Annotated in this window: 19 protein-coding genes; 7 read left to right on the plus strand and 12 right to left on the minus strand. The window is 73.2% G+C overall.

Annotated features, from left to right (window positions below; all coding sequences use genetic code 11):
* The 7 genes from ACFY5B_RS29015 to ACFY5B_RS29045 all read right to left on the minus strand — a co-directional run.
* On the minus strand, window positions 1–419 hold a 419-nt coding region (locus tag ACFY5B_RS29015), incomplete at its 3' end, for an adenosylhomocysteinase (protein WP_389974721.1).
* Between the two features lie 456 nt (window positions 420–875).
* Window positions 876–1856, minus strand: coding sequence for a cation diffusion facilitator family transporter (locus tag ACFY5B_RS29020; protein ID WP_389974724.1), 981 nt, complete (start codon window positions 1854–1856; stop codon window positions 876–878).
* Window positions 1857–2008: 152 nt separating this feature from the next.
* On the minus strand, window positions 2009–3160 hold the full coding sequence (gene manA, locus ACFY5B_RS29025; protein WP_389974727.1) for a mannose-6-phosphate isomerase, class I: 1152 nt from the start codon (window positions 3158–3160) through the stop codon (window positions 2009–2011).
* A gap of 55 nt (window positions 3161–3215) precedes the next feature.
* Window positions 3216–4343: an SIS domain-containing protein gene (locus ACFY5B_RS29030; protein WP_389974730.1), complete on the minus strand. Its 1128-nt coding sequence runs from the start codon at window positions 4341–4343 to the stop codon at window positions 3216–3218.
* Window positions 4344–4512: 169 nt separating this feature from the next.
* Window positions 4513–4683 carry a Trm112 family protein gene (locus ACFY5B_RS29035; RefSeq protein WP_344463939.1) on the minus strand — a complete coding sequence of 57 codons (171 nt, stop codon included), beginning with the start codon at window positions 4681–4683 and terminating at the stop codon, window positions 4513–4515.
* Between the two features lie 69 nt (window positions 4684–4752).
* Window positions 4753–6117 carry a phosphomannomutase/phosphoglucomutase gene (locus tag ACFY5B_RS29040; RefSeq protein WP_389974733.1) on the minus strand — a complete coding sequence of 455 codons (1365 nt, stop codon included), beginning with the start codon at window positions 6115–6117 and terminating at the stop codon, window positions 4753–4755.
* A 332-nt stretch (window positions 6118–6449) separates the two neighbouring features.
* Window positions 6450–6872, minus strand: a complete 423-nt coding sequence (locus ACFY5B_RS29045; protein ID WP_053675638.1) for a DUF3499 domain-containing protein — start codon at window positions 6870–6872, stop codon at window positions 6450–6452.
* 295 nt (window positions 6873–7167) lie between these two features.
* Here ACFY5B_RS29045 and ACFY5B_RS29050 point away from each other — a divergent pair, with 295 nt between their 5' ends.
* Complete coding sequence (locus tag ACFY5B_RS29050) at window positions 7168–7623, plus strand: metallopeptidase family protein (RefSeq protein WP_389974736.1); 456 nt, start codon at window positions 7168–7170, stop codon at window positions 7621–7623.
* A 122-nt stretch (window positions 7624–7745) separates the two neighbouring features.
* Here the strand turns inward: ACFY5B_RS29050 and ACFY5B_RS29055 are convergent, their stop codons facing one another.
* From ACFY5B_RS29055 to ACFY5B_RS29065, 3 genes are all read right to left on the minus strand, one after another.
* Window positions 7746–9302 (minus strand): DUF5719 family protein, encoded by a 1557-nt coding sequence (locus ACFY5B_RS29055; RefSeq protein WP_389974739.1) that lies wholly within the window; start codon window positions 9300–9302, stop codon window positions 7746–7748.
* Window positions 9299–13042: a glycosyltransferase gene (locus ACFY5B_RS29060; RefSeq protein WP_389974742.1), complete on the minus strand. Its 3744-nt coding sequence runs from the start codon at window positions 13040–13042 to the stop codon at window positions 9299–9301. The genes ACFY5B_RS29055 and ACFY5B_RS29060 overlap by 4 nt, the downstream gene beginning before the upstream one ends.
* Before the next feature lie 215 nt (window positions 13043–13257).
* The gene (locus tag ACFY5B_RS29065) at window positions 13258–13521 is read right to left on the minus strand and encodes a WhiB family transcriptional regulator (protein WP_010034659.1); all 264 of its coding nucleotides are present in this window, start codon (window positions 13519–13521) and stop codon (window positions 13258–13260) included.
* Window positions 13522–14179: 658 nt separating this feature from the next.
* On the opposite strand from ACFY5B_RS29065, the gene ACFY5B_RS29070 reads away from it, so the two are divergent.
* The 4 genes from ACFY5B_RS29070 to ACFY5B_RS29085 all read left to right on the plus strand — a co-directional run bounded on the left by ACFY5B_RS29070 (window position 14180) and on the right by ACFY5B_RS29085 (window position 18106).
* Entirely contained in the window at window positions 14180–14686 is a 507-nt protein-coding gene (locus tag ACFY5B_RS29070) for a cysteine dioxygenase (RefSeq protein ID WP_389974746.1), read from the plus strand.
* A 35-nt stretch (window positions 14687–14721) separates the two neighbouring features.
* Window positions 14722–15681, plus strand: a complete 960-nt coding sequence (gene cofD, locus ACFY5B_RS29075) for a 2-phospho-L-lactate transferase (RefSeq protein WP_389974749.1) — start codon at window positions 14722–14724, stop codon at window positions 15679–15681.
* On the plus strand, window positions 15678–17009 hold the full coding sequence (locus ACFY5B_RS29080) for a coenzyme F420-0:L-glutamate ligase (protein ID WP_389974751.1): 1332 nt from the start codon (window positions 15678–15680) through the stop codon (window positions 17007–17009). The genes cofD and ACFY5B_RS29080 overlap by 4 nt, the downstream gene beginning before the upstream one ends.
* A gap of 62 nt (window positions 17010–17071) precedes the next feature.
* Window positions 17072–18106 carry a DNA-3-methyladenine glycosylase family protein gene (locus tag ACFY5B_RS29085; RefSeq protein WP_389974754.1) on the plus strand — a complete coding sequence of 345 codons (1035 nt, stop codon included), beginning with the start codon at window positions 17072–17074 and terminating at the stop codon, window positions 18104–18106.
* A gap of 272 nt (window positions 18107–18378) precedes the next feature.
* Here the strand turns inward: ACFY5B_RS29085 and ACFY5B_RS29090 are convergent, their stop codons facing one another.
* Together ACFY5B_RS29090 and ACFY5B_RS29095 are read right to left on the minus strand one after the other, a co-directional pair.
* Entirely contained in the window at window positions 18379–19461 is a 1083-nt protein-coding gene (locus ACFY5B_RS29090; RefSeq protein ID WP_361117890.1) for an NDP-sugar synthase, read from the minus strand.
* 133 nt (window positions 19462–19594) lie between these two features.
* The gene (locus ACFY5B_RS29095) at window positions 19595–21055 is read right to left on the minus strand and encodes an N-acetylmuramoyl-L-alanine amidase (RefSeq protein ID WP_389974757.1); all 1461 of its coding nucleotides are present in this window, start codon (window positions 21053–21055) and stop codon (window positions 19595–19597) included.
* A 150-nt stretch (window positions 21056–21205) separates the two neighbouring features.
* Here ACFY5B_RS29095 and ACFY5B_RS29100 point away from each other — a divergent pair, with 150 nt between their 5' ends.
* Both ACFY5B_RS29100 and ACFY5B_RS29105 read left to right on the plus strand, forming a co-directional pair.
* Window positions 21206–21976 carry a TIGR03089 family protein gene (locus tag ACFY5B_RS29100; RefSeq protein WP_389974760.1) on the plus strand — a complete coding sequence of 257 codons (771 nt, stop codon included), beginning with the start codon at window positions 21206–21208 and terminating at the stop codon, window positions 21974–21976.
* A 228-nt stretch (window positions 21977–22204) separates the two neighbouring features.
* Window positions 22205–23419 carry an LCP family protein gene (locus ACFY5B_RS29105; RefSeq protein WP_389974763.1) on the plus strand — a complete coding sequence of 405 codons (1215 nt, stop codon included), beginning with the start codon at window positions 22205–22207 and terminating at the stop codon, window positions 23417–23419.
* Window positions 23420–23441 lie beyond the last annotated feature (22 nt).

Below are 23441 nucleotides of genomic sequence, written 5' to 3' on the forward strand. Positions count from 1 at the left end.
GGGCCGCCGGTAGGGCTGTCCGGCCAGGTCAGCGCCTGCTCCGTGCACCACCAGTACTCCTCGAGCGTCTCGCCCTTCCAGGCGAACACCGGCACACCCTGCGGGTCGTCCGGCGTGCCGTTCGGACCCACAGCGATGGCGGCGGCCGCGTGGTCCTGCGTGGAGAAAATGTTGCAGGAGGCCCAGCGGACCTGCGCGCCCAGCGCGACCAGCGTCTCGATGAGCACAGCGGTCTGCACCGTCATATGCAGGGAACCGGTGACACGAGCGCCCGCCAGGGGCTGCGCCTCGGCGTACTCCTTGCGGATCGCCATCAGGCCCGGCATCTCGTGCTCGGCGAGGGTGATCTCCTTGCGGCCGAACTCGGCCAGGGAGAGGTCGGCGACCTTGAAGTCCTGTCGGTTCTCGACAGTCGTCATTGCGAGCTGCTCCTCGGGGTGTGGGTCGAGGGTGGGTACGGCTGGTCTGCGCGGCGGCGGACACAGGGTGCCCCGAAAGAGGACACAGGCATGCCCGCGTACGCGCAGCGCAGTCCGTCGGAGGCCCTCTCTCCCTCGGTCGGTCCGCTTCGGGACCGCCCGACCGCCATCAGCAGCGACGTCTGGCTCCGTCCCAAGCTACACCGGGGGCGGGCGCGATCCCCAGTCCGTGGGCGAACACATCGAGCCGATCATGTGACGGACCGGAGGACGGAGCGGGTCACGGGCGGGGGGCGGGCCGGACGGCGGGCGGGTGGTAGGGCCGGACGACGGGCGGGTGGTAGGGCCGGACGGCGGGCGGGTGGTAGGGCCGGACGGCGGGCGGGTGGTGGGGCCGGGAAGCCGGACGGGGCCCGCCGAGTGGCTCGGCGGGCCCCGTGGGCCGGAGAGGGAGCGTCAGTGCTCGGTGGGGTGGGGTGCGGGGCCGCCCGGGGAGGCCTCGGGGTCGGGGCCCTTGGCCGCTTCCCTCTCGCTGTAGACGTCCGGCTCCAGGTAGATCACGCGGGCGATCGGGACGGCGTCGCGGATGCGGGCCTCGGCGGCGTCGATGGCGGCGGCGATCTCGGTGGCCGTGTCGTCGTGCTGGACGGCGATCTTGGCGGCGACGAGGAGTTCCTCGGGGCCGAGGTGGAGCGTGCGCATGTGGATGATGCGGGTGACCGTCTCACCGTCCACGACGGCGGCCTCGATCTTCCGGGTCTCCTCGGCGCCGGCGGACTCGCCGAGCAGCAGCGACTTGGTCTCGGCGGCGAGGACCAGGGCGATCAGGATGAGCAGGACACCGATGCAGAGGGTGCCGATGCCGTCCCAGACGCTGTCGCCGGTGAGCAGTGCGAGGCCGACGCCGCCAAGCGCGAGGATCAGGCCGACGAGGGCGCCGAGGTCCTCCAGGAGGACGACCGGGAGCTCGGGGGCCTTGGCGTGGCGGACGAAGTCCTTCCAGGAGCGGCGGCCGCGGAGGGTGTTGGACTCCTTGATGGCCGTGCGGAAGGAGAAGCTCTCGGCGATGATCGCGAAGACCAGGACGCCGACGGGCCAGTACCAGTGCGTCAGCTCGTGGGGGTGCTTGATCTTCTCGTAGCCCTCGTAGAGGGCGAACATGCCGCCGACCGAGAAGAGCACGATGGAGACGAGGAAGGCGTAGATGTAGCGCTCACGGCCGTAGCCGAAGGGGTGTTGCGGGGTGGCCTCGCGCTTGGCCTTCTTGCCGCCGACCAGGAGCAGCGCCTGGTTGCCGGAGTCGGCGAGCGAGTGGACGGACTCGGCGAGCATCGACGACGAGTTACTGAAGATGAACGCCACGAACTTCGCTACCGCGATCGCGAGGTTCGCGGCCAGTGCCGCCACGATCGCCTTGGTGCCGCCTGACGCGCTCATATGTTCGCGTTGTCCCTTCGTACGCCGTTCCAGGGCCCGGGCGACCGCCTTGGTGCGCGCCCGTGGCTTTGCCCGTGCTTGACGGTGGGCCATTGTTGCAGCCCGCCACGACAGCGGTGAGTCAGGTCACCAGCACGGGGCCTTCGAAACGGTCAGGCGATGACGGTGGCCCGGAAAAGCGTTCCCGTTCCGGATACTTCGGCCTTTTCACCGGCGGGGACGAAGACGGACGCGCCGGGGGTCAGATCGTGCTCGCCGGCCCGGACGGTGCCGGCCGTGCAGAGCAGGATCTGCGGGGTCGGGCGGGTGAGGTCGTGGGCGGTGCCCGCCTCGGGGAGGACGTAGCGGGAGAGGCGGAACTCGTCGATGGGGGTCTCGTAGACCTCCTCGCCGTCCGGGGAGGCCTCGGGGCGCAGGACGCCGGGGTCGCTGGGGAGGAAGCGGACGATGCGCAGGAGTTCGGGGACGTCGACGTGCTTGGGGGTGAGGCCGCAGCGCAGGACGTTGTCGGAGTTGGCCATGATCTCCACGCCGAGGCCGTTCAGGTAGGCGTGCGGGATGCCGGCGCCGAGGTAGAGGGCCTCGCCGGGCTGGAGCCGGACGTGGTTCAGCAGCATCGCGGCGAGGACGCCCGGGTCGCCCGGGTAGTGGTGGGCGATGTCGGCGTAGGGGGCGTAGGCGCCGCCGAGGCGGACGCAGGCGCTCGCCGTCTCCGTGACCGTGCGGGACATCTCGTCGGGGTCGGCGGTGAGGATCGCTGTGAGGACCTCGCGCAGGGCGGCGTCCTCGGGGTGGGCGTGCAGCAGGTCGACGTAGGGCTTGAGGGAGTCGACTCCGAGGTCGTCGAGGAGCGCCGCGGCCGCCAGGGGGGCGCGGAAGCCGCACAGACCGTCGAACTCGGTGAGGGCGCAGATCAGTTCGGGCTTGTGGTTGGCGTCCTTGTAGTTGCGGTGCGGGGCGTCCGCGGGGATGCCGCGGCGTTCCTCGTCGGCGTAGCCCTCCTGCGCCTGAGCGAGGTCGGGGTGGACCTGGAGGGAGAGTGGGGCGCCCGCGGCGAGGATCTTGAGGAGGAAGGGCAGCCGGGGGCCGAACTTGGCGACGGCGGCGGGCCCGAGTTCCTGCTCCGGGTCGGCGTCGACGACCTCGACGAGCGTGCCCCGGCCGGTGCGCGAGGGTGCGCCGGGGTGGGCGCCCATCCACATCTCCGCCTGCGGTTCGCCGGTCGGTTCGACGCCGAGCAGCTGCGGGATGGCGGTCGGGGAACCCCAGGCGTAGGGGCGGATGGTGTTGTCGAGGCGGTCCATGGGGTTCTCTCTGGGTGTGCGGGGGTGCGGGCGCTTCAGGGTGTCCCGGGCAAGATCAGGCCCTCGAAGCGAGCGCCAGGTAAACCGCGGCGAAATCCGTGATGGCGATCAGTTCCGCGAGGGTCTCCAGTTCGCCGCCGGCCTCCGGTTCGAGCTCGCTGATGGGTGTGTCGTGGCTGAGGGCGAGGTCGCGGGCGCCGGGTGCGGCGGTGAGGCCGCCGATGGGGCGGTCGCGCAGCAGCACCACGCGCGCGTGCAGGGCGGGTGGTTCCTCGACGCGGTCGCGGAAGAAGTCGTCGGGGTCGGCGCTGGCGGCCAGCGGTCCGGCGAGCAGGGCGCTGTGGGCGGCGAGTGCCTCGGGGAGTTCGGCGACGACGGCGGGGGTGCCGGACAGTTCGGCGAGGGCGGCGGCGAAGCGGCGGCCCGCGGGCCCGGCCGAGGTGCCCTCGGTCCAGACGATGGGGAGCGCGTCGGCCAGTTCGGCGGCCAGGGTCTTGGCGGCGTTGCTGTACGTGGCGATGGCCGGGCCACAGCGTTCGGCGACGCGGTCGAGCCGGTCGGCCACCTTGCCGAGGGCGTCCGGCGGGGCGGCGAGCACGCCGGTGCGGTCCAGGAGCGCCAGCAGCGGGGTGAGCAGGGCCCACAGGACGCCGGGGGCGGACGCGGCGAACGGCTCGTCCTGGTCGTACGGGGCGGTCGCCATGGGGACGAACAGGCCGTGCGCGCCGGCGACGGCTTCGGCGAGCGGGGTACGGGCGGGGGACACGGCGACGACCGTGCAGCCCCGGCGGTAGGCCTGCTCGGCGAGCAGGGACAGGCCGGGTTCGGTGCCGTCCGGGGTGGTGATCAGCAGGAGGTCCACAGAGCCGACCCAGCCGGGCAGCTCCCACCGGAGGGCTCCCGCGGCCGGGGCGACGCCGGTGGGGGCGAGGCGGGTGACCGGGCTGCCCGCGCCGGCGAGGGTGCCGATGAGGTCGGCGGCGTGGGTGGCGGCGGCACCCGGGCCGGCGATGAGGACCGCGCGGGGGCGGCCGTCCGGCTTGAGGTCGTTGACGCCGGCCTCGGCGGCATGGCGGACGGCCGTGCGCACACGGGCGCCGGCTTCTGCGGCGCCGCGGAGCAGCCCGCGGTGGTCGGCCTCGGCGAGGCCCTCAGGGGAGTCGAGCAGCGATTCGTCGAGCATGGGCGGCAGCTTCCCATCGCCGGGGTCCGTTGTGGGGGGTGTCCTGGAGCGTGCCCGCTGGGCCGGGGGTCATGTGCACCGGGGTGTCGCTCGGTGCGTGTGATGGCGGTCGCCCGGCCGACAGCCGCTGCGCGCGGTGCCGGATCGGGAATCCGGGCGCGTCCGGCCGTCACGCGGGGCGGCGGGCCTCGTCGACGAGCAGGACGGGGATGCCGTCGCGGACGGGGTAGGCCAGGCCGCAACCGGCGTCGGTGCAGATCAGCTCGGCGTCCTGCTCCCTGAGGGAGGAGTGGCAGGCCGGGCAGGCGAGGATCTCGAGGAGGCCGGATTCGAGGGGCATAGGGGTTCCTCCGGGGTGCGGGCGCTTGGGGTCGTGCCTGGTCAGATTACCGCCGGTGGGGGTGGGGCCTCAGCCCCTGATGATCCCCAGCACCTCGTCCCGCACCCGGGCCATCGTGCCGGCGTCCCTCGCCTCCGCGTTCAGGCGCAGCAGCGGCTCCGTGTTGGACGGGCGGACGTTGAACCACCAGTCGGCGGCGGAGACGGTGAGGCCGTCGAGCTCGTCGAGGGTGATGCCTTCGCGGCTCCCGTACGCGGCACGGATGGCGGCGAGGCTGGCCTGCTGGTCGGCGACCGTGGAGTTGATCTCGCCGGAGCCGGCGTAGCGGTCGTACTGGGCCACGAGGGCGGACAGGGGGCCGTCCTGGCCGCCCAGGGCCGCCAGGACGTGCAGGGCGGCGAGCATGCCCGTGTCGGCGTTCCAGAAGTCGCGGAAGTAGTAGTGCGCGGAGTGCTCGCCGCCGAAGATGGCACCGGTGCGGGCCATCTCGGCCTTGATGAAGGAGTGGCCCACGCGCGTGCGGACCGGGCTGCCACCGTTCTCCTCGACGACCTCGGGCACCGACCAGGACGTGATCAGGTTGTGGATGATCGTGCCCTTGCCGCCGTGCCGGGCCAGTTCGCGGGCGGCGACCAGGGCGGTGATCGCCGACGGGGAGACCGGCTCGCCTCGTTCGTCGACGACGAAGCAGCGGTCGGCGTCGCCGTCGAAGGCGAGGCCGAGGTCGGCGCCCTCCTCGCGGACCCGCTTCTGCAGGTCGACGAGGTTGGCCGGGTCGAGGGGGTTGGCCTCGTGGTTGGGGAAGGTGCCGTCCAGCTCGAAGTACATCGGGACGAGCGTCAGCGGCAGGCCGGCGAAGACCTCGGGGACGGTGTGCCCGCCCATGCCGTTGCCCGCGTCGACGACGACCTTCAGGGGGCGGATGGAGGTCAGGTCGACCAGGGAGCGCAGGTGGGCCGCGTAGTCCGACAACGTGTCGCGGCCGGTGATGGTGCCCGCCTGCGCGGCCGGCTCCGGGGCGCCCGACTCGCTCCAGGCCTCGACCAGTTCACGGATCTCCGTCAGGCCGGTGTCCTGGCCGACCGGGGCGGCGCCCGAGCGGCACATCTTGATGCCGTTGTACTGCGCCGGGTTGTGGGAGGCGGTGAACATCGCGCCCGGCAGGTTCAGCGCGCCCGAGGCGTAGTACAGCTGGTCCGTGGAGCAGAGGCCGATCTCCGTCACGTCGGCGCCCAGGGCTGCCGCCCCGCGTGCGAAGGCCCGCGACAGGCCCGGGGAGGAGGGCCGCATGTCGTGCCCGGTCGTGATGGCGCTCGCGCCGGTGACCCGCACGAAGGCCGCCCCGAAGAGCTCGGCCAAGGACTCGTCCCACTGGTCGGGGACGACCCCGCGTACGTCGTACGCCTTCACGACCTGCGACAGATCAGCAGCCACGGCCAACCTTCCTGAAAAAGTACTGTCGGTCCGCCCAAACTACCCTCGCCCACCGGCGACGCGCCGGGCGGACGCCCAGAGGACTCCCAGCCGTAATCTCAGGTCAGGGCGGCATCCGGTCCAGGGCCGGGGTGCGCCGGGGCCGACCAGGATCAGGCACATCACCGGCCGCTGACCGGTTCCACGGCAGCACCGTGGGCGGCAAGTCGGCTTTGCGGCCCGCGAGTCGGGGGGGGCGAGCCCTCGGAAGGACCGGCGCAGGGCGCATGGTCATGCCGCTCGAAGCTCGCGCGCCGATGGGGCCGCGCGTGAGGAACGCGGGGAGGGCGGGGTCAGTTGTCGGGCGATCGCAGGACCCGCAGGTGGCCGCGCCGCGCGACCTCCCTGGGGTCGGCACCGCGGCCTGCGCCCCCGGCCTCGGCCGCACGTTCCTGCGGACGGGCCGCCTCGCGCACGGCGTTGGCGAGCGCTTCCAGGTCGTCGCCGCTGGGCCGGGCCGGAGCCGAGCCGTCGAGGAGCCTGACGACCTCCCAGCCGCGCGGGGCGGTGAGGCGCTCGGAGTGCTCGGCGCACAGGTCGTAACAGTGGGGTTCGGCGTAGGTGGCGAGCGGGCCGAGGACCGCGGTCGAGTCGGCGTAGACGTACGTCAGCGTCGCGACGGCGGGACGGCCGCAGGCGGTGCGCGAACAGCGACGTACAGGGCTCACGACGTTGGACGGTACCGCACTCTTGAGCGGGCCGCGACGACTCTCCACCAGGTCACTCCCCCGTGTCGTGCTGTGAAACGCCACACACACCCCTTTGGGCGCACCTTCCTGACCTGCCAGGACATCGACGCCCGAGGCGTGGATCGACCGCGCAAGCGATCAAGAGTCATCACAAAACCCTCAAATACCGTGAGGGTGCCGCTCTCGACGGGATACGGATTTGAGCCCAACCTTGGCTTGAATGGTCATGTAACGACATGCCGCACGGCTGCGGCCGGAAGCCGCCCGTGCCGTCGTGCGGTGCCGGGCGCGGGGGCGCGGCGGGGACTACCCTTCACCAGTGATGGACAAGCCCGTAACGCCCCGTGCCGCCGCCCCCGGGCCCCGCCGTCGTGATCGCCACGGACGGGGCATGCGCGGCCCGATCGCACCGCCGCAGGTGCCGCTCGCCGCGAGCCGCGCGGAGGGGTTCGCCGATCTGGTGCAGGACTCGGTGGAGCGCCTGGAGCGGCGGTGGCCGCAACTCGCCGACATCGACTTCCTGGTCCTCGAGGTGCCGCGGCTCGACGGGCCCGGCCAGGCCTGGAACGACGAGGCCGTGCCGCTCGGCGGCACGATCAGCGCGCGCGAAGGGCGCCCCGCGCGCGTGGTCGTCTACCGACGGCCGGTCGAGATCCGCACGAAGGGGCGCGACGAGCGGGCGGCGCTGGTGCACGAGGTCGTCGTCGAGCAGGTCGCCGAGCTCCTCGGGCTGACGCCGGAGACGGTCGATCCGCGGTACGGCGAGGACCAGGGCTGAGCCGGATCCCTCGCCGGAGACGGTCGATCCGCGGCGAGGACCGGGGCTGAGCCGGATCCCTCGCCGGAGACGGTCGATCCGCGGCGAGGACCAGGGCTGAGCCGGATGTCGGCCCGGCGGACCTACTTCTGCAGCACCGAAAGGTCCTCGTCCGCCTCCGGTACGGCCACCGTCCCCCGGTCGTCCGGCAGTGTCTGCACGGTGAAGGCGGGGACCCCGCCCTCGTTCGCCGCCAGGGTGCGGGCCCCGTAGACCGGGCCGCCGGAGACCGGCTCGACCGTGAGCGCGTAGGTGCCCTTCAGGCCGCCGGGGACCGGGGGCTCGATGTCCTGGGTCGTGCCGGCCTTGATCGTGTACGTCTTCGACACCGGTGTGCCGCCCTCGCTGCCGGCCGAGGCGGTGACCTTGACCGTGGCGGCGGCGCCGGGGGCCGTCAGGGACAGGGTGCTGCCCTTGCCGCTGTTGTCGGCGGACGTCGCGCGTGTGCCGACGGGGCGGGTGGCGGGAATGAACGCCGTCTCCTGCTTGTCGCCCTTGCCCCGCACGACCCGCAGGGCCGCCACGACCGGCACGGACCGGTCCGTCGGGGTCAGCACCAGGGAGCCCGCCTCGCCGCGGGTGACGTCGCCCAGGTCGGCGGCGGTCGTCATGCCGCCCTTGACGTGCACGGTCTCGTGTCCGGCCGGGGTGATCAGCCCGGAGGGGGAGGCGAGGCGCACCTTGAGGTCCGCGTCGGCGTCGCCGGGGGTGAAGGCGACCAGGCGCACGGAGGTGGCGTCCTTGGGGATGCCGGGCAGGACCAGGCTGCCCGACGGGTCCGTGGACGCGGGCAGCCAGTCGCCGCCGAGCTTGTCGTCCAGGGCCTGCACGGCGGCGCCGACGCGTCCGCTGCGGACGTTGACGTGCACGGTGAGGTCGGCCTGCCGCTCGTCGGTCAGGGTGGACAGCAGGACCGGCTCGCTGGAGTGCGGCGGGACCGTGATGCCCTCCCCCACCGCGGACTTCAGGGCGCCGTCCTTGCCGTAGAGCTCGATGTCGACCACGGCGGCCGAGTCGTCGGGGTTGGTCAGGTGGACGTAGTCGGTGCGGTCGGCGTCCGTGCTGACTCCGGGGAACCAGAAGTCGGTGTCCGGAGCGGTGCAGTTGACGCCCTGCAGGCCTCGGCCGGTCCCCGCGGCGACCTCGGTCGTCTCCTGGACGGTCCAGCCGGGCGCGAAACTGCCGTCCGCGGTCCCTACGAGGGCGGGCGCGTCGCCGCCGGAGCTGTCGCCGGTGACCGGCTTGCCGGGCTCCTTGGGCGTCAGCACGGGCTCCGCGGGCTTGTCCTGACCGGACTTCCCGTCGCCCTTGCCCTGCTTCGCGCCCTTGTCCGCATCCTTGCCCGTGCCCTTGTCGTCGGGCGCGGTGTCCGCCGACTCCTCCGTGGCCGCCCGGAGTTCGGCCTTGCCGCCGCTCCCCGTGCCCTTCGTGACGGGCGTGAAGGAGGTGTAGGACGTCTCGGCGAGGTCGGACGTGCTCGGCGCCGGGCACAGCAGGCTCGTGCGCTCCACGGGCAGTTGGGCGGCCGCCTTGGCCGTGTCGGGGCCCGGGGCGTCGTCCGGAGCGGACAGCGCGGCGAAGCCGGTGACGGCGGCGAGCGCGGTCGTGCCGGCGATCAGGGACAGGGTGGTGCGGTTCACTGCTGGCTCCCGTCGGGACGCTCGCTGCCCGTGCCGTGGGGGTGGTGCTGCTGCGCCGGGTCGTACGGCGTGCCGTAGCCCTGGCCCTGGTCGTAACCCTGGCCCTGGCCCTGGCCCTGGCCCTGGTCGTAGCCCTGGCCTTGGTCGTAGCCCTGGCCCTGGTCGTAGCCCTGGCCCTGGTCGTAGCCCTGCTGGTCGTAGGACGGGGTCTGGCCCCGGCCACCGTAGGCGTACGGGTCGTACTGGCCGGCCTGGTACGGGTCCGCCTGGTACTGCTGCCCGTAGGCGTCCGCCGGGTACGGGGCGTTCTGGCGCTGGTCGCCGTAGCCCGTGTACGTGCCGCCCTGGTAGCCGGCGTCGTCCCACTGGCCGTAGTTCTGCTGCTGCGGCACCGCGGCCGGCGGCTGCTGGGGCCGCGGGGTCTCGAACTCCTCGGGGACGGCGGCCTCTTCGGACTCGGCCTCCGCCTGGGCGCGCAGGCGGCGGGCCCGGCGGCCCTCGCCCGCGACGGCCTCGGCCGGGGCCGCCGGCTCGTCGGGGAGGTCGTCGTCGATGTCGCGACGCCGGCCGGGCAGGGCGAGCACCACGAGGACGACCGCGAGGAGACCCTGGGCCCACAGCCAGGCCGTGTGGCCGATCGGGTCGTCGTAGGTGACGTCCAGCGTGCCGCCGGTGGCGGGGAGTCGGAATCCCTGGGCCCAGCCGTCGACCGTGGTGGGGGTCAGCGGCTTGCCGTCGAGCGTGGCGGTCCAGCCGTCGGAGGCGGAGTCGGCGAGGCGCAGCACGCGTCCGCCGGCGCCGGCCGGGATCGTGGTGTGGATGTCGACGGGCCCGGCGGCGACGGGCCGCGGGGTGCCGGCGCCGGAGGCCGGGACGATGGTGGCGCGCGCGACTTCGCGGTTGACGCGCCACAGCGCGCCGCCGTTCTGCTGGCTGAGCCGGGTCAGGCCGGGCGTGGCGTCCAGGACGCGGGTGACCTCGCGGGGCGCGCCCTGGTGGACCAGGATGTAGCGCACGGCGAAGCCGCCGAGCTGGTCGGCCTGGTCGGCGCCGGAGCCCGCGACCAGGTTGGCGACGACCTTGTCGAGCCTGTCGTTCTCGCCGTCGGCCGCGGCGATCTCGCCGTCGCCGAGGCGGGCGCCGGAGCCGCGGACCAGCATGTAGCCGACGTGGGCCCCGGAGTCGCTGTCGAGGACGAGGGTGCGGGCCTGGTCGCGGGTGCCGCTCTCCTCGGCGACGAACGCCGGGACCTGGGTCGGGTCGCGCCGCTCCAGCGGGCCGTCGGCGCCCCGGATCATCCAGCCGGCGGCGATGAGCAGCGGGCCCGCTGCCGAGGCGAAGGCGATCAGCACGGCGACCGGCTGGCGCCAGCCGAAGCTCTGCTCGGCAACCCGCGCGCGTGCCCCGTCGGCGCCCAGCGCTGCGGCCGCCAGGAGGGCGATGCCGTAGACGAGGGTCGCCGGGCCGGCCCAGGTGGAGCTGTTGGACAGGACCGCGAAGACGAAGCCGGTCAGGGCGACCGCCCAGGCCGTCCAGATGCCCGCCTGGCGTTCCGAGCGCAGCAGGGCGGCGAGGGCGGCCAGCACGATGCCGATGAGCATGAGGCCGCTGACGGTGCCCGGACCGCCCGGGCTGGCGCCCAGCAGGTCGAGGGCGGACGCGGCCGAGGGGCCGTACGCGAGGCCCGCTTCCTTGAGGAAGCCGAACGGGAGCAGGGTCAGTGACCAGGGGGCGAGGAGCAGCAGGGGCGTGCCGAGCTGGGCGAGGAAACGCAGCCCGTAGGCCGTGATGTCGCTCCGGCGCAGGACGAGGAGCCCGATGCCGAGGAGCAGCGCGATGGGCCACACGATCGGCGTGAAGGCGGTGGTGATGGTCAGCAGCAGCGCGTACGCCCAGGTGGCGCGCCAGCTGCCGCGGGTCCCGGAGGAGTTCGCCAGGCCGCCGGCGGCGATGCCCGCGCGGGCGATGAGCGGCAGCAGCGCGGCCAGGACGGCGGTGCCGATGCGGCCGCCGGCGAGGGCGCCGGTGGCGGCGGGCAGGAAGGCGTAGACGACGGCCGCCCAGGCGCGCAGCAGCCGGGACTCGACGAGCGGGCGGGAGGCGAAGTAGGCGGCGACTCCGGCCAGCGGCACCGAGCAGACGAGCAGGACGGTGACGGCGAGGCCGGTCGAGCCGAACAGCAGGGACGCCAGCATCGCCACGAGCGCGACGTACGGGGGTGCGGACGAGGTGCCGCCGGCGCCCACCGGGTGCCAGGCGTCGAGGTAGCGCGACCACAGCTCCGCGGAGTCGGCCGGGGCGGGCAGCAGGGCGCCGCCCGCGAGCGCACCGCCGCCGAGGAGCTGGCGGCAGGCGACCAGGGAGACGAGCAGCAGCACGAGGAAGAGCACCGGGCCGGGCTTGCGCGCGATGCGCTTGAGCCGGGCGAACTGCTCGATCTCCAGGAAGTCGGCGTCGTCGCCGCCGGGGCCCGACTCGACGGCGCTGCCGTGCCGTCCGGCGCCGGCCGCGGCCTCCGGGTCGGAGCGGCCGACGAGGCTGCCCGCGATCTGCTCGACGGTGACGCGGACGGTCGCGCCGGGCGGCGGGAACAGTGCCCGCAGCTCGCCCTTGTCGATCCGGGGTGCGCCTCTGCCGCGCCGCCCGGCGAGGATCCGCTCGGGCCGGAGCAGTGTGCCCACCAGGCCGCGGATCTCGTCGACGGCCTGTCCGGGGACCTTGCCGACGAGGTAGGCCACGGTGCGCAGCAGGGTGCCGAGCACGATCCGCAGGATCACCCAGGGGAGCACGGCCGTACGCGAGTTGACGAGCAGGGTGTAGACGGCGCCGGCCTTGTCGACCTTGTGCGGGGAGGCGGCCGTGCGGCCCACGCAGTCGACCGTGCGGCGCTCGCGGCTGGACGCCTCGGCGTGCCGGACGACCGCCTCGGGGGCGACCAGGACGCGGTATCCGGCCGCGTGCGCGCGCCAGCACAGGTCCACGTCGTCGCGCATGAGGGGCAGGTGGCGGTCGAATCCGCCGAGCTGCTCGAAGACGTCGCGGCGCACGAGCATGCCGGCGGTGGACACCGACAGCACGGTCCGGACGTGGTCGTGCTGGCCCTGGTCCTGCTCGCGGCGGTCCAGGCCGGTCCAGCGGCGGCCGGAGTTGGCGATGGAGACGCCGACCTCCAGCAGCTGCCGCCGGTCGTACCAGCCGCGGAGCTTGGGGCCCACGACGGCCACGTCCTCGCGGCCCAGTTCGTACTCGTTGTCCACGACCCGCAGCAGCTGGGCCAGGGCGTCCGGGGCCGGGGCGCAGTCGTCGTGCAGCAGCCAGAGCCACTGCACCGGCTCGCCGTGCGGGAGCTCGGGCAGGTCGTAGGCGTCGTCGCGCCACGAGCGCGTGACCGGGTCCCAGCCGCTGGGGCGCTTCAGGTACGGCAGTTCGTCCGGGGTGAGGACCGGGGCGGTGCGGCCGCACTCCTCGACGGCCTGGCCGAAGCCGGTGCGGCGGGCGAGGTGCAGCACCCGGTCGGCGCCGAGGGCGTCGGTGACCAGCTGCGCGGAGGCGTCCGAGCTGCCGGTGTCGGCCCCCGTCGCGTACTGGACGGGTCGCTCCTGGCCGAGGAGCCCGGCGAGCGCCTCGGGCAGCCAGCGGGCGCCGTCGTGGGAGACGAGGACCGCGGTCACCACATGGCGCGGGAACTCAGGTGCGGCAGCGGCGTCATGAGGAGCTGCCGGGTGGCTGTGCACGGACATCGAGGTACGGGCCCCGGTTCGGTGGACTGCGGTGGACGCCTGCGCCCGGTGGGGCGGCGGGGCGTCTCGGACGAGCGACCACACTATCGGCAGTCCCGTAGGGACGGCGCGCAGCGCCTCGTTGAGGGGTGGCGGTCGGGAGCCGGGCGGGCAAAGGGCCCGCCGCCCGTGGATGACCCACGGGGGACGGGCCCTTCACGCAGAGGGGTGAGGGGTCAGACGGCCGCCTTCTTCAGCCGGCGGCGCTCCCGCTCGGACAGGCCGCCCCAGATGCCGAATCTCTCGTCGTTGGCGAGGGCGTACTCGAGGCACTCGGAGCGGACCTCACAGGCGAGGCAGACCTTCTTGGCCTCCCTGGTCGAGCCGCCCTTCTCGGGGAAGAAGGACTCGGGGTCGGTCTGGGCGCACAGCGCGCGCTCCTGCCAGCCGAGCTCCTCGTCCGCGTCGTCGACCAGCAGTTGCTGCACTGTCTCGGTCATGTGCGCCCCTCGTCTGTCTTCGCGTCCCCGTGATCAAGCCGTTACCGATTCCGGCTGAACGACACGAGTGAAATTACAAGTGTGCTGCTCCGGGCGAGTCAAGCCGAGATCTGCTATTGAGCCCCTTATTCACTCTGCGGAACCAAGCCCATGCGGAAAGTGTTCAAATCACCATAAAACCTGACACACAGATAGAGCCCGCGAGGGCTCACACCTTCCGCCGGACCCCACGCAGCCCCGTACGAACAAGGACGCCCAGGAGTTCGATCTCGTTCCGACACGCACGCCGAAGCGAAACGGATCACAGTCGGATCACGAGTACGCAACGGGGTTTGTGCGCCCGGATGGACGCCATGTGTCCCGGGTGGGCCATGAACAAACCTTTCATCTGAGCGATCGACCGGATGAGGTGAACCACGTCCCACGTACCGGGTGTCGAGTTGACAGTGGAGGTGTGAAGCGGTGTCCTTGTGGGCATGCTCGCGAACTTGGCGCTCACCTCGACCCGCACCGCCGGGTCCCACGGTGCTGCCCGCGCTCGCTGTAGCTGTTGCTGTTCCAGCTGTTGAGCCACACCTGCTCCAGCTGAAGGCCGAGCCACCCGTCTCTCGGCTTCCGTTCCCTCTGACCTTCTTTCACTGAGGAACCACGCAACCCCATGAACAGCGACAGCGACCTCCAGATCGCCGGCGACATCCTCGAAGTCACCCACCTCCTCCAGACCCCGCGCGAGCACCCGGCCACCGTCGCCGAGTTCGTCGGCCTGGCCCGCTCCCTCGCCGAGGACCGCTCCCAGTGGGAGCACCTCGTCCGCTACGACGCCACCACCCGCTGGTACCACCGGCTGCGCACCGGCCCCGGCTACGAGGTGTGGCTGCTGTCCTGGGTCCCCGGGCAGGGCAGCGGGCTGCACGACCACGGCCGCTCCTCCGGTGTGCTCACCGTCCTGGACGGCACGCTGACCGAGCGCACGGAGCGGGGCACGCGCGCGTTGCGGGCGGGCGCGCAGCGCGTGTTCGCGCCGGGGTACGTGCACGAGGTTGTGAACGAGGCGCTGGAGCCGGCGGTGAGCCTGCACGTGTACTACCCGGGCCTCACCGAGATGCCGATGCACACCGCCCCGCACTGCGAGGCGCGAGCCCTGCCGGATGCCGTGACTGCCTGACCCGGATGTCGTAGCCGCCTGCAAGACTGTCGCCCATGCGCATTGTGGTTCTGGCAGGCGGCATCGGCGGTGCCCGGTTCCTGCGTGGTCTGAAGCGGGCCGTCCCGGACGCGGACATCACGGTCATCGGCAACACCGGGGACGACATCCATCTCTTCGGGCTGAAGGTCTGCCCGGACCTCGACACGGTGATGTACACGCTCGGCGGCGGCATCAACGAGGAGCAGGGCTGGGGGCGTACCGACGAGACCTTCCACCTCAAGGAGGAGCTCGCGGCGTACGGCGTCGGGCCCGAGTGGTTCGGCCTGGGCGACCGGGACTTCGCCACGCACATCGTGCGGACGCAGATGATCGGCGCCGGATACCCGCTGAGTGCGGTGACGCAGGCGCTGTGCGACCGCTGGAAGCCGGGCGTGCGGCTGATCCCCATGTCCGACGACCGCGTCGAGACCCATGTGGCCGTCGAGATCGACGGCGAGACCAAGGCGATCCACTTCCAGGAGTACTGGGTGCGGCTGCGCGCCTCGGTGCCCGCCCGGGCCGTCGTGCCGGTGGGCGCCGACCAGGCGAAGCCCGCGCCGGGCGTGCTGGAGGCCATCGCCGAGGCGGACGTGATCCTCTTCCCGCCGTCCAACCCGGTCGTGTCGATCGGCACGATCCTCGCCGTGCCCGGCATCCGGGAGGCGATCGCCGACGCCGGGGTGCCGGTCGTCGGCCTCTCCCCCATCGTCGGCGACGCGCCCGTGCGGGGCATGGCCGACAAGGTGCTCGCCGCCGTGGGCGTCGAGTCGACCGCGACGGCGGTGGCCGAGCACTACGGCTCGGGCCTGCTGGACGGCTGGCTCGTCGACTCGGTGGACGCGGGCGCGGTGGAGCGGGTCGAGGCGGCCGGGATCCGCTGCCGGGCCGTACCGCTGATGATGAGCGACACGGACGCGACCGCGCGGATGGCCCAGGAGGCGCTGGCGCTGGCCGAGGAGGTGCGGGGGGTATGAGCGGCGAGGTCACCGGCACGGAGCCGGCTGCCGCCGGATATCAGGTGTGGGCCGTGGGCGGCATACCGGAGGTCACGGCCGGGGACGACCTGGCGAAGCTGATCGCCGCAGCGGAGCCCGGCCTGGCAGACGGGGACGTCCTGCTCGTCACCTCGAAGATCGTGTCCAAGGCGGAGGGCCGGATCGTCCAGGCCGCCGACCGGGAGGCCGCGATCGACGCGGAGACGGTCCGGGTGGTGGCCCGGCGCGGCGCCCTGCGGATCGTCGAGAACCGGCAGGGCCTGGTCATGGCAGCGGCCGGGGTCGACGCGTCCAACACCCCCTCCGGGACGGTGCTGTTGCTGCCCGAGGACCCGGACGCCTCCGCCCGCGCCATCCGTGACGGACTGCGCGACGCCCTAGGCGTCGACGTCGGGGTCGTCGTCACCGACACGTTCGGCAGGCCCTGGCGCTCCGGGCTCACGGACGTCGCGATCGGCGCCGCCGGAGTGCGCGTGCTCGACGATCTGCGCGGCGGCACCGACGCGTACGGGAATCCGCTCAGCGCCACAATCGTCGCCACGGCCGACGAACTCGCCGCCGCCGGCGACCTCGTCAAGGGCAAGGCCGCGGGGCTGCCCGTCGCGGTGGTGCGCGGGCTCGCGCACCTGGTCGCGCCGGGCGACGACGGCGAGGGAGCACGGGCCATGGTCCGCGGCGCACGCGACGACATGTTCCGCCTCGGCACCTCGGAGGCGGTCCGGCAGGCCGTGACCCAGCGGCGCACGGTCCGCTCGTTCACGGACGAGCCCGTGGACGCGGGTGCCGTACGGCGGGCCGTGGCCGCCGCCGTGACGGCTCCGGCCCCGCACCACACGACGCCCTGGCGGTTCGTGCTGCTGGAGTCGCCGGAGTCGCGGACGCGACTGCTCGACGCCATGCGGGACGCGTGGATCGCCGACCTGCGGCGGGACGGCAAGAGCGAGGAGTCCATCGCCAAGCGGGTCCGGCGCGGGGACGTGCTGCGCAACGCGCCCTACCTCGTCGTCCCCTGCCTGGTCATGGACGGTTCGCACACCTACGGCGACCCGCGGCGGGACGGTGCCGAGCGGGAGATGTTCGTGGTCGCCACCGGTGCCGGCGTGCAGAACTTCCTGGTCGCGCTGGCCGCGGAGCGGCTGGGTTCGGCCTGGGTGTCGTCGACGATGTTCTGCCGGGACGTGGTGCGCGAGGTGCTGGACCTGCCCGCGGACTGGGACCCGATGGGAGCGGTGGCGGTCGGGCATCCGGCGGAGGAACCGCGGCCCCGTCCCGAGCGGGACGCCGGGGCGTTCATCGAGGTGCGGTGACAGGCGCCGGGCGGCGCCTACGCTCGTAGGGCTGCTCCTTCAGGATCCCAGGGACGACATTCATGGCAGGACGGTTCGCTCAGCGGCCCACGCTCCCCCACAGCCCGAAAAGCGTGGGAGGCACCCCCACGACCGTGCGCGGTGGGCATGTCGCCGTGCCCCCGGGCGTGCCCCGGCAGGCGGCGGGGCCGGGCCGGGTGCGGGAGTGGGTGCCGGACGGGCCGCTGGATCTCGGTCTGGTGCTCGGGCCGTTGCGGCGCGGGCCCGGCGACCCGACGTTCCGGGCGACGCCGGACGGTTCCGTGTGGCGGACCGGCCTCACTCCGGCCGGGCCCGGGACGCTGAGGGTGTGCGCGTACGGCGGTGGGGTGCGCGGAGAGGCCTGGGGGCCCGGGGCCCAGTGGCTGCTGGAGGGGCTGCCGGAGCTGCTCGGGGCCGCGGACGATCCGTCGGCGTTCGTGCCGCGGCACCGGCTGCTGGCGTCGGCCCGGCACCGGCGGCCGGGCTTGCGGCTGACGCGGAGCGGGCTCGTGCTGGAGTCGCTGATCCCGTCGATCCTGGAGCAGAAGGTCACGACCGACGAGGCGTACCGGGCGTGGCGGCTGCTGGTGCGGAAGTTCGGGGAGCCGGCGCCGGGGCCCGCGCCCGCGCGGATGTACGTGATGCCGGAGCCTCGGACGTGGGCGCTGATTCCGTCGTGGGAGTGGCACCGGGCCGGGGTCGACAACAAGCGGGCGTCGACGATCCTGCGTGCGGTGCGGGTCGCCGCGCGGCTGGAGCAGGCGGTGGGCATGGAGCCCGGGGCTGCCCGGGCGCGGCTGGAGCTGGTGCCGGGGGTCGGGCCGTGGACCTCCGCTGAGACGGTGCAGCGCAGTCATGGGGCGGCGGACGAGGTGACGGTGGGGGATCTGCATCTGCCCGGGATCGTGGGGTGGGCGCTGGCCGGGGACCGGGATGCGGACGATGCGGCGATGCTGGAGCTGCTGGAGCCGTATGCGGGGCAGCGGCATCGGGCGGCTCGGTTGATTCTGCTGAGCGGGAGGGTGCCGGGGCGGCGGGCGCCGAAGATGCCTCGGTGGGACATCGGGCGGTTGTGAACTGTTGGCTTCGCGTGCGAGGCCGGGGTGTTGCGCGCGAACTGTCGGGGTCCAGGTGCTCGGCATCTGTGCTGAGGGCGGGTGGGTCCGCAGCCCGGCGTGGCGGGGTGCCGCTGCGCCCACCCGTGCCGCCCCAGGCGGCACGCATGCCCGCAGCGGGGGCGCCGGAACGCGTCCGCAGCGGGGGCGGCGGGACGCGTCGGCAGCTGAGGCGTCGGGACGCGTCCGCGGCTGGGGGTGGCGGCCCGCAGCCAAGCCCCCCGTGCGCGTGCCTACTGGTCCGATGAGAAGCGGACCGCTCCTGCCGGGATGCGGGCGTCGCACCATATGCGGGCGCCCTCCAGGAGTTCGTTGTCGGGGCCGATCACCGCGCCGTCTCCTATGACCGTGCCGGTGAGGACCGAGCGTTGGCCGACGCGGGCGCGGGTGCCGATCAGGGAGTCGGTGATGACCGCGCCCGGCTCGATGACCGCGCCCGGCAGGATCGTGCTGCCGAAGATCCGCGCGCCCTCGGCGACGAAGGCGCCCTCGCCCACCACCGTGCCGCCCGCCAGCTTGGCGTCGGACGCGACCTGGGCCGTGGGCAGCACCAGGCGGTCGCCGCAGCGGCCGGGGACGGCGGGCGACGGGGCCCGGCCGAGTACCAGGTCCGCCGAGCCCCGGACGAAGGCCGCCGGGGTGCCCAGGTCCAGCCAGTACGTCGAGTCGACCATGCCCTGCAGGTGCGCGCCGGCCGAGAGGAGACCGGGGAAGGTCTCCCGTTCCACCGACACCGGCCTGCCCAGCGGAATCGAGTCGATGACCGAGCGGCGGAAGACGTACGCCCCCGCGTTGATCTGGTCGGTGACGATCTCCTCGGGGGTCTGCGGCTTCTCCAGGAACGCCAGGACCCTGCCCGTGTCGTCGGTGGGGACCAGGCCGTAGGCGCGCGGGTCGGTGACCTTGGTGAGGTGCAGGGAGACGTCCGCGCCCGTCGTCTCGTGGGTGTCGACCAGGGCCCGGATGTCCAGGCCCGTCAGGATGTCGCCGTTGAAGATCAGGACCGGGTCGTCGGGGCCGGAGTGCAGCCGGGAGGCGACGTTGCGGATGGCGCCGCCCGTGCCGAGCGGCTCCTCCTCGGTGACGTACTCGAGGTGGAGTCCCAGCGCGGAGCCGTCACCGAAGTACGGCTCGAAGACCTCGGCCAGATAGGAAGTGGCCAGGACGATGTGCTCGACACCGGCCGCTCTCGCTCTCGCCAGCTGATGCGTGAGGAAGGGCACCCCGGCCGCCGGGACCATGGGCTTGGGCGTGTGCACCGTGAGCGGGCGCAGCCGGGTGCCCTTGCCGCCGACCAGGAGGATCGCTTCAGTCACGTGTCGTCTCTGCTTCCTGCCGGGACCGGCCGAACTGTCTTTCGGCCGGTCAGTGTATGCAGATCGTTCCGTGGCGCCTTCGTTGGCCGTGCGGCGTGCCGCCCGCTGCCCCCCGACGGCGGTGAACGTGTGCTCAGCGGCCCTGGTAGCGGGCCGCCTTGGAGCGGGCCGAGCCGAGCTTTCCGTAGAGCTTGCGTCCCGGGCACTCGGTCTTGAAGCCGTCCCGGTGCCCCGAGATCACGTTCAGTCGTACCTTCTTACCTTTTCGGTGGAGATTGCTGCCGGCCGACTTCAGGTATGTCTTTCCCTTCGGGTTCACCCGGTACAGCCCCAGCTTCCACGCGGTCAGCCGGGCGATGGCCTTGACCGCGGATTTCGACGGCTTCTTGGCGCCGTAGGACCCGAGGACGGCGATCCCCATGCTGTTGCTGTTGAAACCCAGCGTGTGCGCGCCGAGGACGGGTTTCGCCACGCCCCCCGCGCGGCCCTCGTAGATCTTTCCGCACTTGTCGATGAGGAAGTTGTAGCCGATGTCCCGCCATCCCATGCTCTTGACGTGGTAGCGGTAGATACCGCGAATGAGTGACGGGACCTGCGAGCAGCGGTACTTGTTGCCGCTGGCCGTGTGGTGCACGAAGGCCGCCTTGACCTTCTTCGTGTACCGGAGGCCGCTCTCCCGCAACCCCTCGTTCGCACCCCAGCCGCGCCGCGTGACGATTCCCGGGCGCGGACCGATGTACGGCTTCGCCTGCCGCTGCTGCTCCGTCAGCTCGACGGCGTCGAAGGCGCGGTATTCCTGCTCGGTCCTGGCGCGGCTCAGTGCCGCGATCTCGCGGGCGCCGAGAGGGGCGAGGTCGGCGTTGGCGGCGGAGGCCTCGACGAGGGCGGAGGACTCGGCGTTCCGGGCGTCGGCGGCGCGGGGGCCCCCGACGCCGAGGGAAGTGGTGTCGGCCTCGCCCGGGTCGACGAGTTCGAGGCGGAGGCCCGAGGGCAGCGGGGGCGCGGCGGGCAGGTTGCGGGAGTCCGGGGGGCGCGCGCGGAAGGCGGCTGCCCTGCCGCCGGACTCGGAGCTGACCCGGAGTTCCACGCCGTCGGAGTCGCCCACCCACAGCGGTGCCGTGGCGCCGCGGACGCGGCCCGAGGCCCTCTCGGGGGTGTCCCGGTCGGCGGAGTGGTCGGCGTTGTGGGTCTCCAGGTCCTGCCAGCCCGACCAGGTGCCGGTGCCGGCGGCGCGGGTGCGGACCCGGACGCGGCCGTGCAGTTCGGCGTCGGGGTCGTCCCAGATGACGCCGACGAGGGAGAAGTGGCGTACGGCGCGGCGGGACAGGCCCTGCTCGGTGGCGGGGGCGGAGGGGGTGGCGCGGGTGCGGGTCAAGGGTTCGAGGGGGAGGGACTGGGTGCTGCCGGCGACGTACGGTTCGGCCGCGCGCCGCTCGGCCGGGTTCGTGGCCGGGGAACCCGCAAGGGGCGCACCTCTCGCGGCTTCCGTGGCCGACGCCGGTCTCGCCGACGCCGCGAGGGCGGGAGGAGTGAGGGGGAGGGCCAGAGCGGCCGCGCAGGTGACACCGATCGAGGAAGCAAGGAATCCACGCATGCCCCTGATCTTGGACATAGTCGTATAAGTCTGTCTATTTGGGAGTTGACGGACCATCGGTCGGGGTTCGGCCGAACCGGTGGCGCATTCGGGGCGCGGCGCTGGGCGGGCCGTTGGGTGGGGGCCGGTGCGTTGCGTACGCTTGCGCGGGTGAACGCCACCGATCGCACCCCTGCCGACCTGCTGGGTTCCGCGCTCGCCGCGGATCCGGGACGCCCCCTGGTGACCTTCTACGACGACGCCACGGGGGAACGGGTCGAACTGTCCGTGGCCACCTTCGCCAATTGGGTGGCCAAGACCGCGAACCTCCTCCAGGACGAACTGTCCGTCGAGCCCGGGGACCGGGTGGCGCTGCTGCTGCCGGCGCACTGGCAGACGGCGGTGTGGCTGCTGGCGTGTGCGTCGGTGGGAGTCGTCGCGGACGTGTCCGGGGAGGTACGCGCGGCCGACGTCGTGGTGAGTGGGCCGGACCGGCTGGAGGAGGCCCGGGCATGCTCCGGTTCACGGATCGCGATGGCGCTGCGGCCTCTCGGAGGGCGGTTCCCGCAGGCCCCCGAGGGCTTCACCGACTACGCGGTGGAGGTGCCGGGGCAGGGTGACCGGTTCGTGCCGTACGCACCCGTGGACCCGGAGGGGCCCGCGCTGATCGTGGCCGGGCGGGAGTTCAGCGGGGCCGAGGTCGTCGAGCGGGCCCGGGCCGAGGCCACGGCGCTGGGGCTGACCGGGCCCGGGTCGCGGATCCTGTCGGGGCTGCCGTACGACACGTGGGACGGGTTGAACGCCGGGCTGTTCGGGCCGCTGGCCACCGGAGGTTCCGTGGTGCTGTGCCGGCACCTGGAGCAGGCCGGGGGCGGGGTGCTGGACAAGCGGGTGGAGAGCGAACGGGTCACGGTGATCGCCCGCGGCACGGCGGGCCGCTGACACCGGGCGACGCACGACAGACGCCCTCACGACCACCACCCCTGCCGCGGCCGGCCGCCGGCACCGGTCTCACCCGGCGGACACCGTCACCACACCCGCGGCACTGCAGGCCGGTAGCCCGGCCCCCCGTTCGGCCCATCCCGACCCGCCCCCCGGCCGCCATCCGCGCCATGGTCGTAGGAGCAGTGCGCGCGGGGCGTTCCCAGGTCAGGAGGGGTGGTTGCTGCCGTGGGCTACAGGGTCGGTCCGGGCGCGGGGGCGTCCGCCAGTGGGCGGGGGCTGGTGCGGCGGCGCCGACGGCGGTGGGTGCGCATCACGGCGTTCGGGGTCACGGCTCTCCTCGTGGCGGCCGGCGGGGCCGGCTGGGCCGTGTACGCGAAGCTCAGCGGGAACATCACGCCCGACGAGGCGGCCGCCGCCGAACTCGCGCGGTACGACAGGGAGCGGCCCACCTCCCTGGTGAAGGACGCCCGGAACATCCTGCTGATCGGGTCGGACTCGCGTGAGGGGACCGGCAACGCCCGCTACGGACGGGACTCCGGCACCGAGCGGTCCGACACCACGATCCTGCTGCACCTGTCCGCGGGCCGGGGCAGTGCCACCGCCGTCTCCCTCCCCCGGGACCTGATGGTGGATCTGCCGGGTTGCCGACGCCCGGACGGGTCCCGCAGCGCGCCCCGGTTCGCCATGTTCAACCAAGCCTTCCAGCTGGGCGGTTCGGCCTGCACCATCCGGACCGTGGAGAAGCTGACCGACATCCGCATCGACCACCACGTCGTCGTGGACTTCCACGGCTTCAAGGAGATGGTCGACGCGGTCGACGGCGTCGAGGTGTGCCTGCGGGAGCCGATCGACGACCGGGCCGCCAGGCTGCGGCTGCCCGCCGGGCACGTGACGCTCAACGGCGAGCAGGCCCTCGGCTACGTCCGTGCCCGCAAGACCCTGGGCGACGGCAGCGACACCGAGCGGATGGAGCGGCAGCAGCGGTTCCTCGGGGCACTCGTCAACAAGGTACGCAGCAATGACGTCCTGCTGAATCCGGTGAAGCTGTATCCCGTCCTGGATGCCGCCACGTCGTCCCTCACCACCGACCCGGGACTGGCCAGCTTGCGTGGTTTGTACGATCTTGTGCGCGGCCTGCGCGACATCCCCATGGAACAAGTGCAATTCCTGACCGTCCCCCGGGAGTCGTATGCGTACGACGCCAATCGCGACCAACTCGTGGAGCCCGCGGCGGACCGGCTCTTCGAGCGACTGCGTACGGACACACCCCTGGTCGTGAAGGGGAACGGCCCGCCGGAATCCGCCCCGCAGAGCCTCTCAGGCGCGCGCGACGGGTCGCACGGGGACGCGCATCCGGGCGCTCGCCTCGCGCCCGCCGTCACCGTTTCTCCTCCACCGACGTATCGGGGGAACACGGCAGCCGAGGACACCTGCGGGTAAAGCGGACACCAAGACCACTCCA

Source organism: Streptomyces sp. NPDC013187, from assembly GCF_042899705.1.
Classification (GTDB): Bacteria; Actinomycetota; Actinomycetes; order Streptomycetales; family Streptomycetaceae; genus Streptomyces; species Streptomyces hawaiiensis_A.

Bases quoted from the DNA above. Each gene is read 5' to 3' on its own strand.
- ACFY5B_RS29020 (WP_389974724.1), bottom strand. From the start codon at position 1,856: ATGAGCGCGTCAGGCGGCACCAAGGCGATCGTGGCGGCACTGGCCGCG.
- manA (WP_389974727.1), bottom strand. From the start codon at position 3,160: ATGGACCGCCTCGACAACACCATCCGCCCCTACGCCTGGGGTTCCCCG.
- ACFY5B_RS29030 (WP_389974730.1), bottom strand. From the start codon at position 4,343: ATGCTCGACGAATCGCTGCTCGACTCCCCTGAGGGCCTCGCCGAGGCC.
- ACFY5B_RS29035 (WP_344463939.1), bottom strand. From the start codon at position 4,683: ATGCCCCTCGAATCCGGCCTCCTCGAGATCCTCGCCTGCCCGGCCTGC.
- ACFY5B_RS29050 (WP_389974736.1), top strand. From the start codon at position 7,168: ATGGACAAGCCCGTAACGCCCCGTGCCGCCGCCCCCGGGCCCCGCCGT.
- ACFY5B_RS29060 (WP_389974742.1), bottom strand. From the start codon at position 13,042: ATGTCCGTGCACAGCCACCCGGCAGCTCCTCATGACGCCGCTGCCGCA.
- ACFY5B_RS29065 (WP_010034659.1), bottom strand. From the start codon at position 13,521: ATGACCGAGACAGTGCAGCAACTGCTGGTCGACGACGCGGACGAGGAG.
- ACFY5B_RS29070 (WP_389974746.1), top strand. From the start codon at position 14,180: ATGAACAGCGACAGCGACCTCCAGATCGCCGGCGACATCCTCGAAGTC.
- cofD (WP_389974749.1), top strand. From the start codon at position 14,722: ATGCGCATTGTGGTTCTGGCAGGCGGCATCGGCGGTGCCCGGTTCCTG.
- ACFY5B_RS29080 (WP_389974751.1), top strand. From the start codon at position 15,678: ATGAGCGGCGAGGTCACCGGCACGGAGCCGGCTGCCGCCGGATATCAG.
- ACFY5B_RS29085 (WP_389974754.1), top strand. From the start codon at position 17,072: ATGGCAGGACGGTTCGCTCAGCGGCCCACGCTCCCCCACAGCCCGAAA.
- ACFY5B_RS29095 (WP_389974757.1), bottom strand. From the start codon at position 21,055: ATGCGTGGATTCCTTGCTTCCTCGATCGGTGTCACCTGCGCGGCCGCT.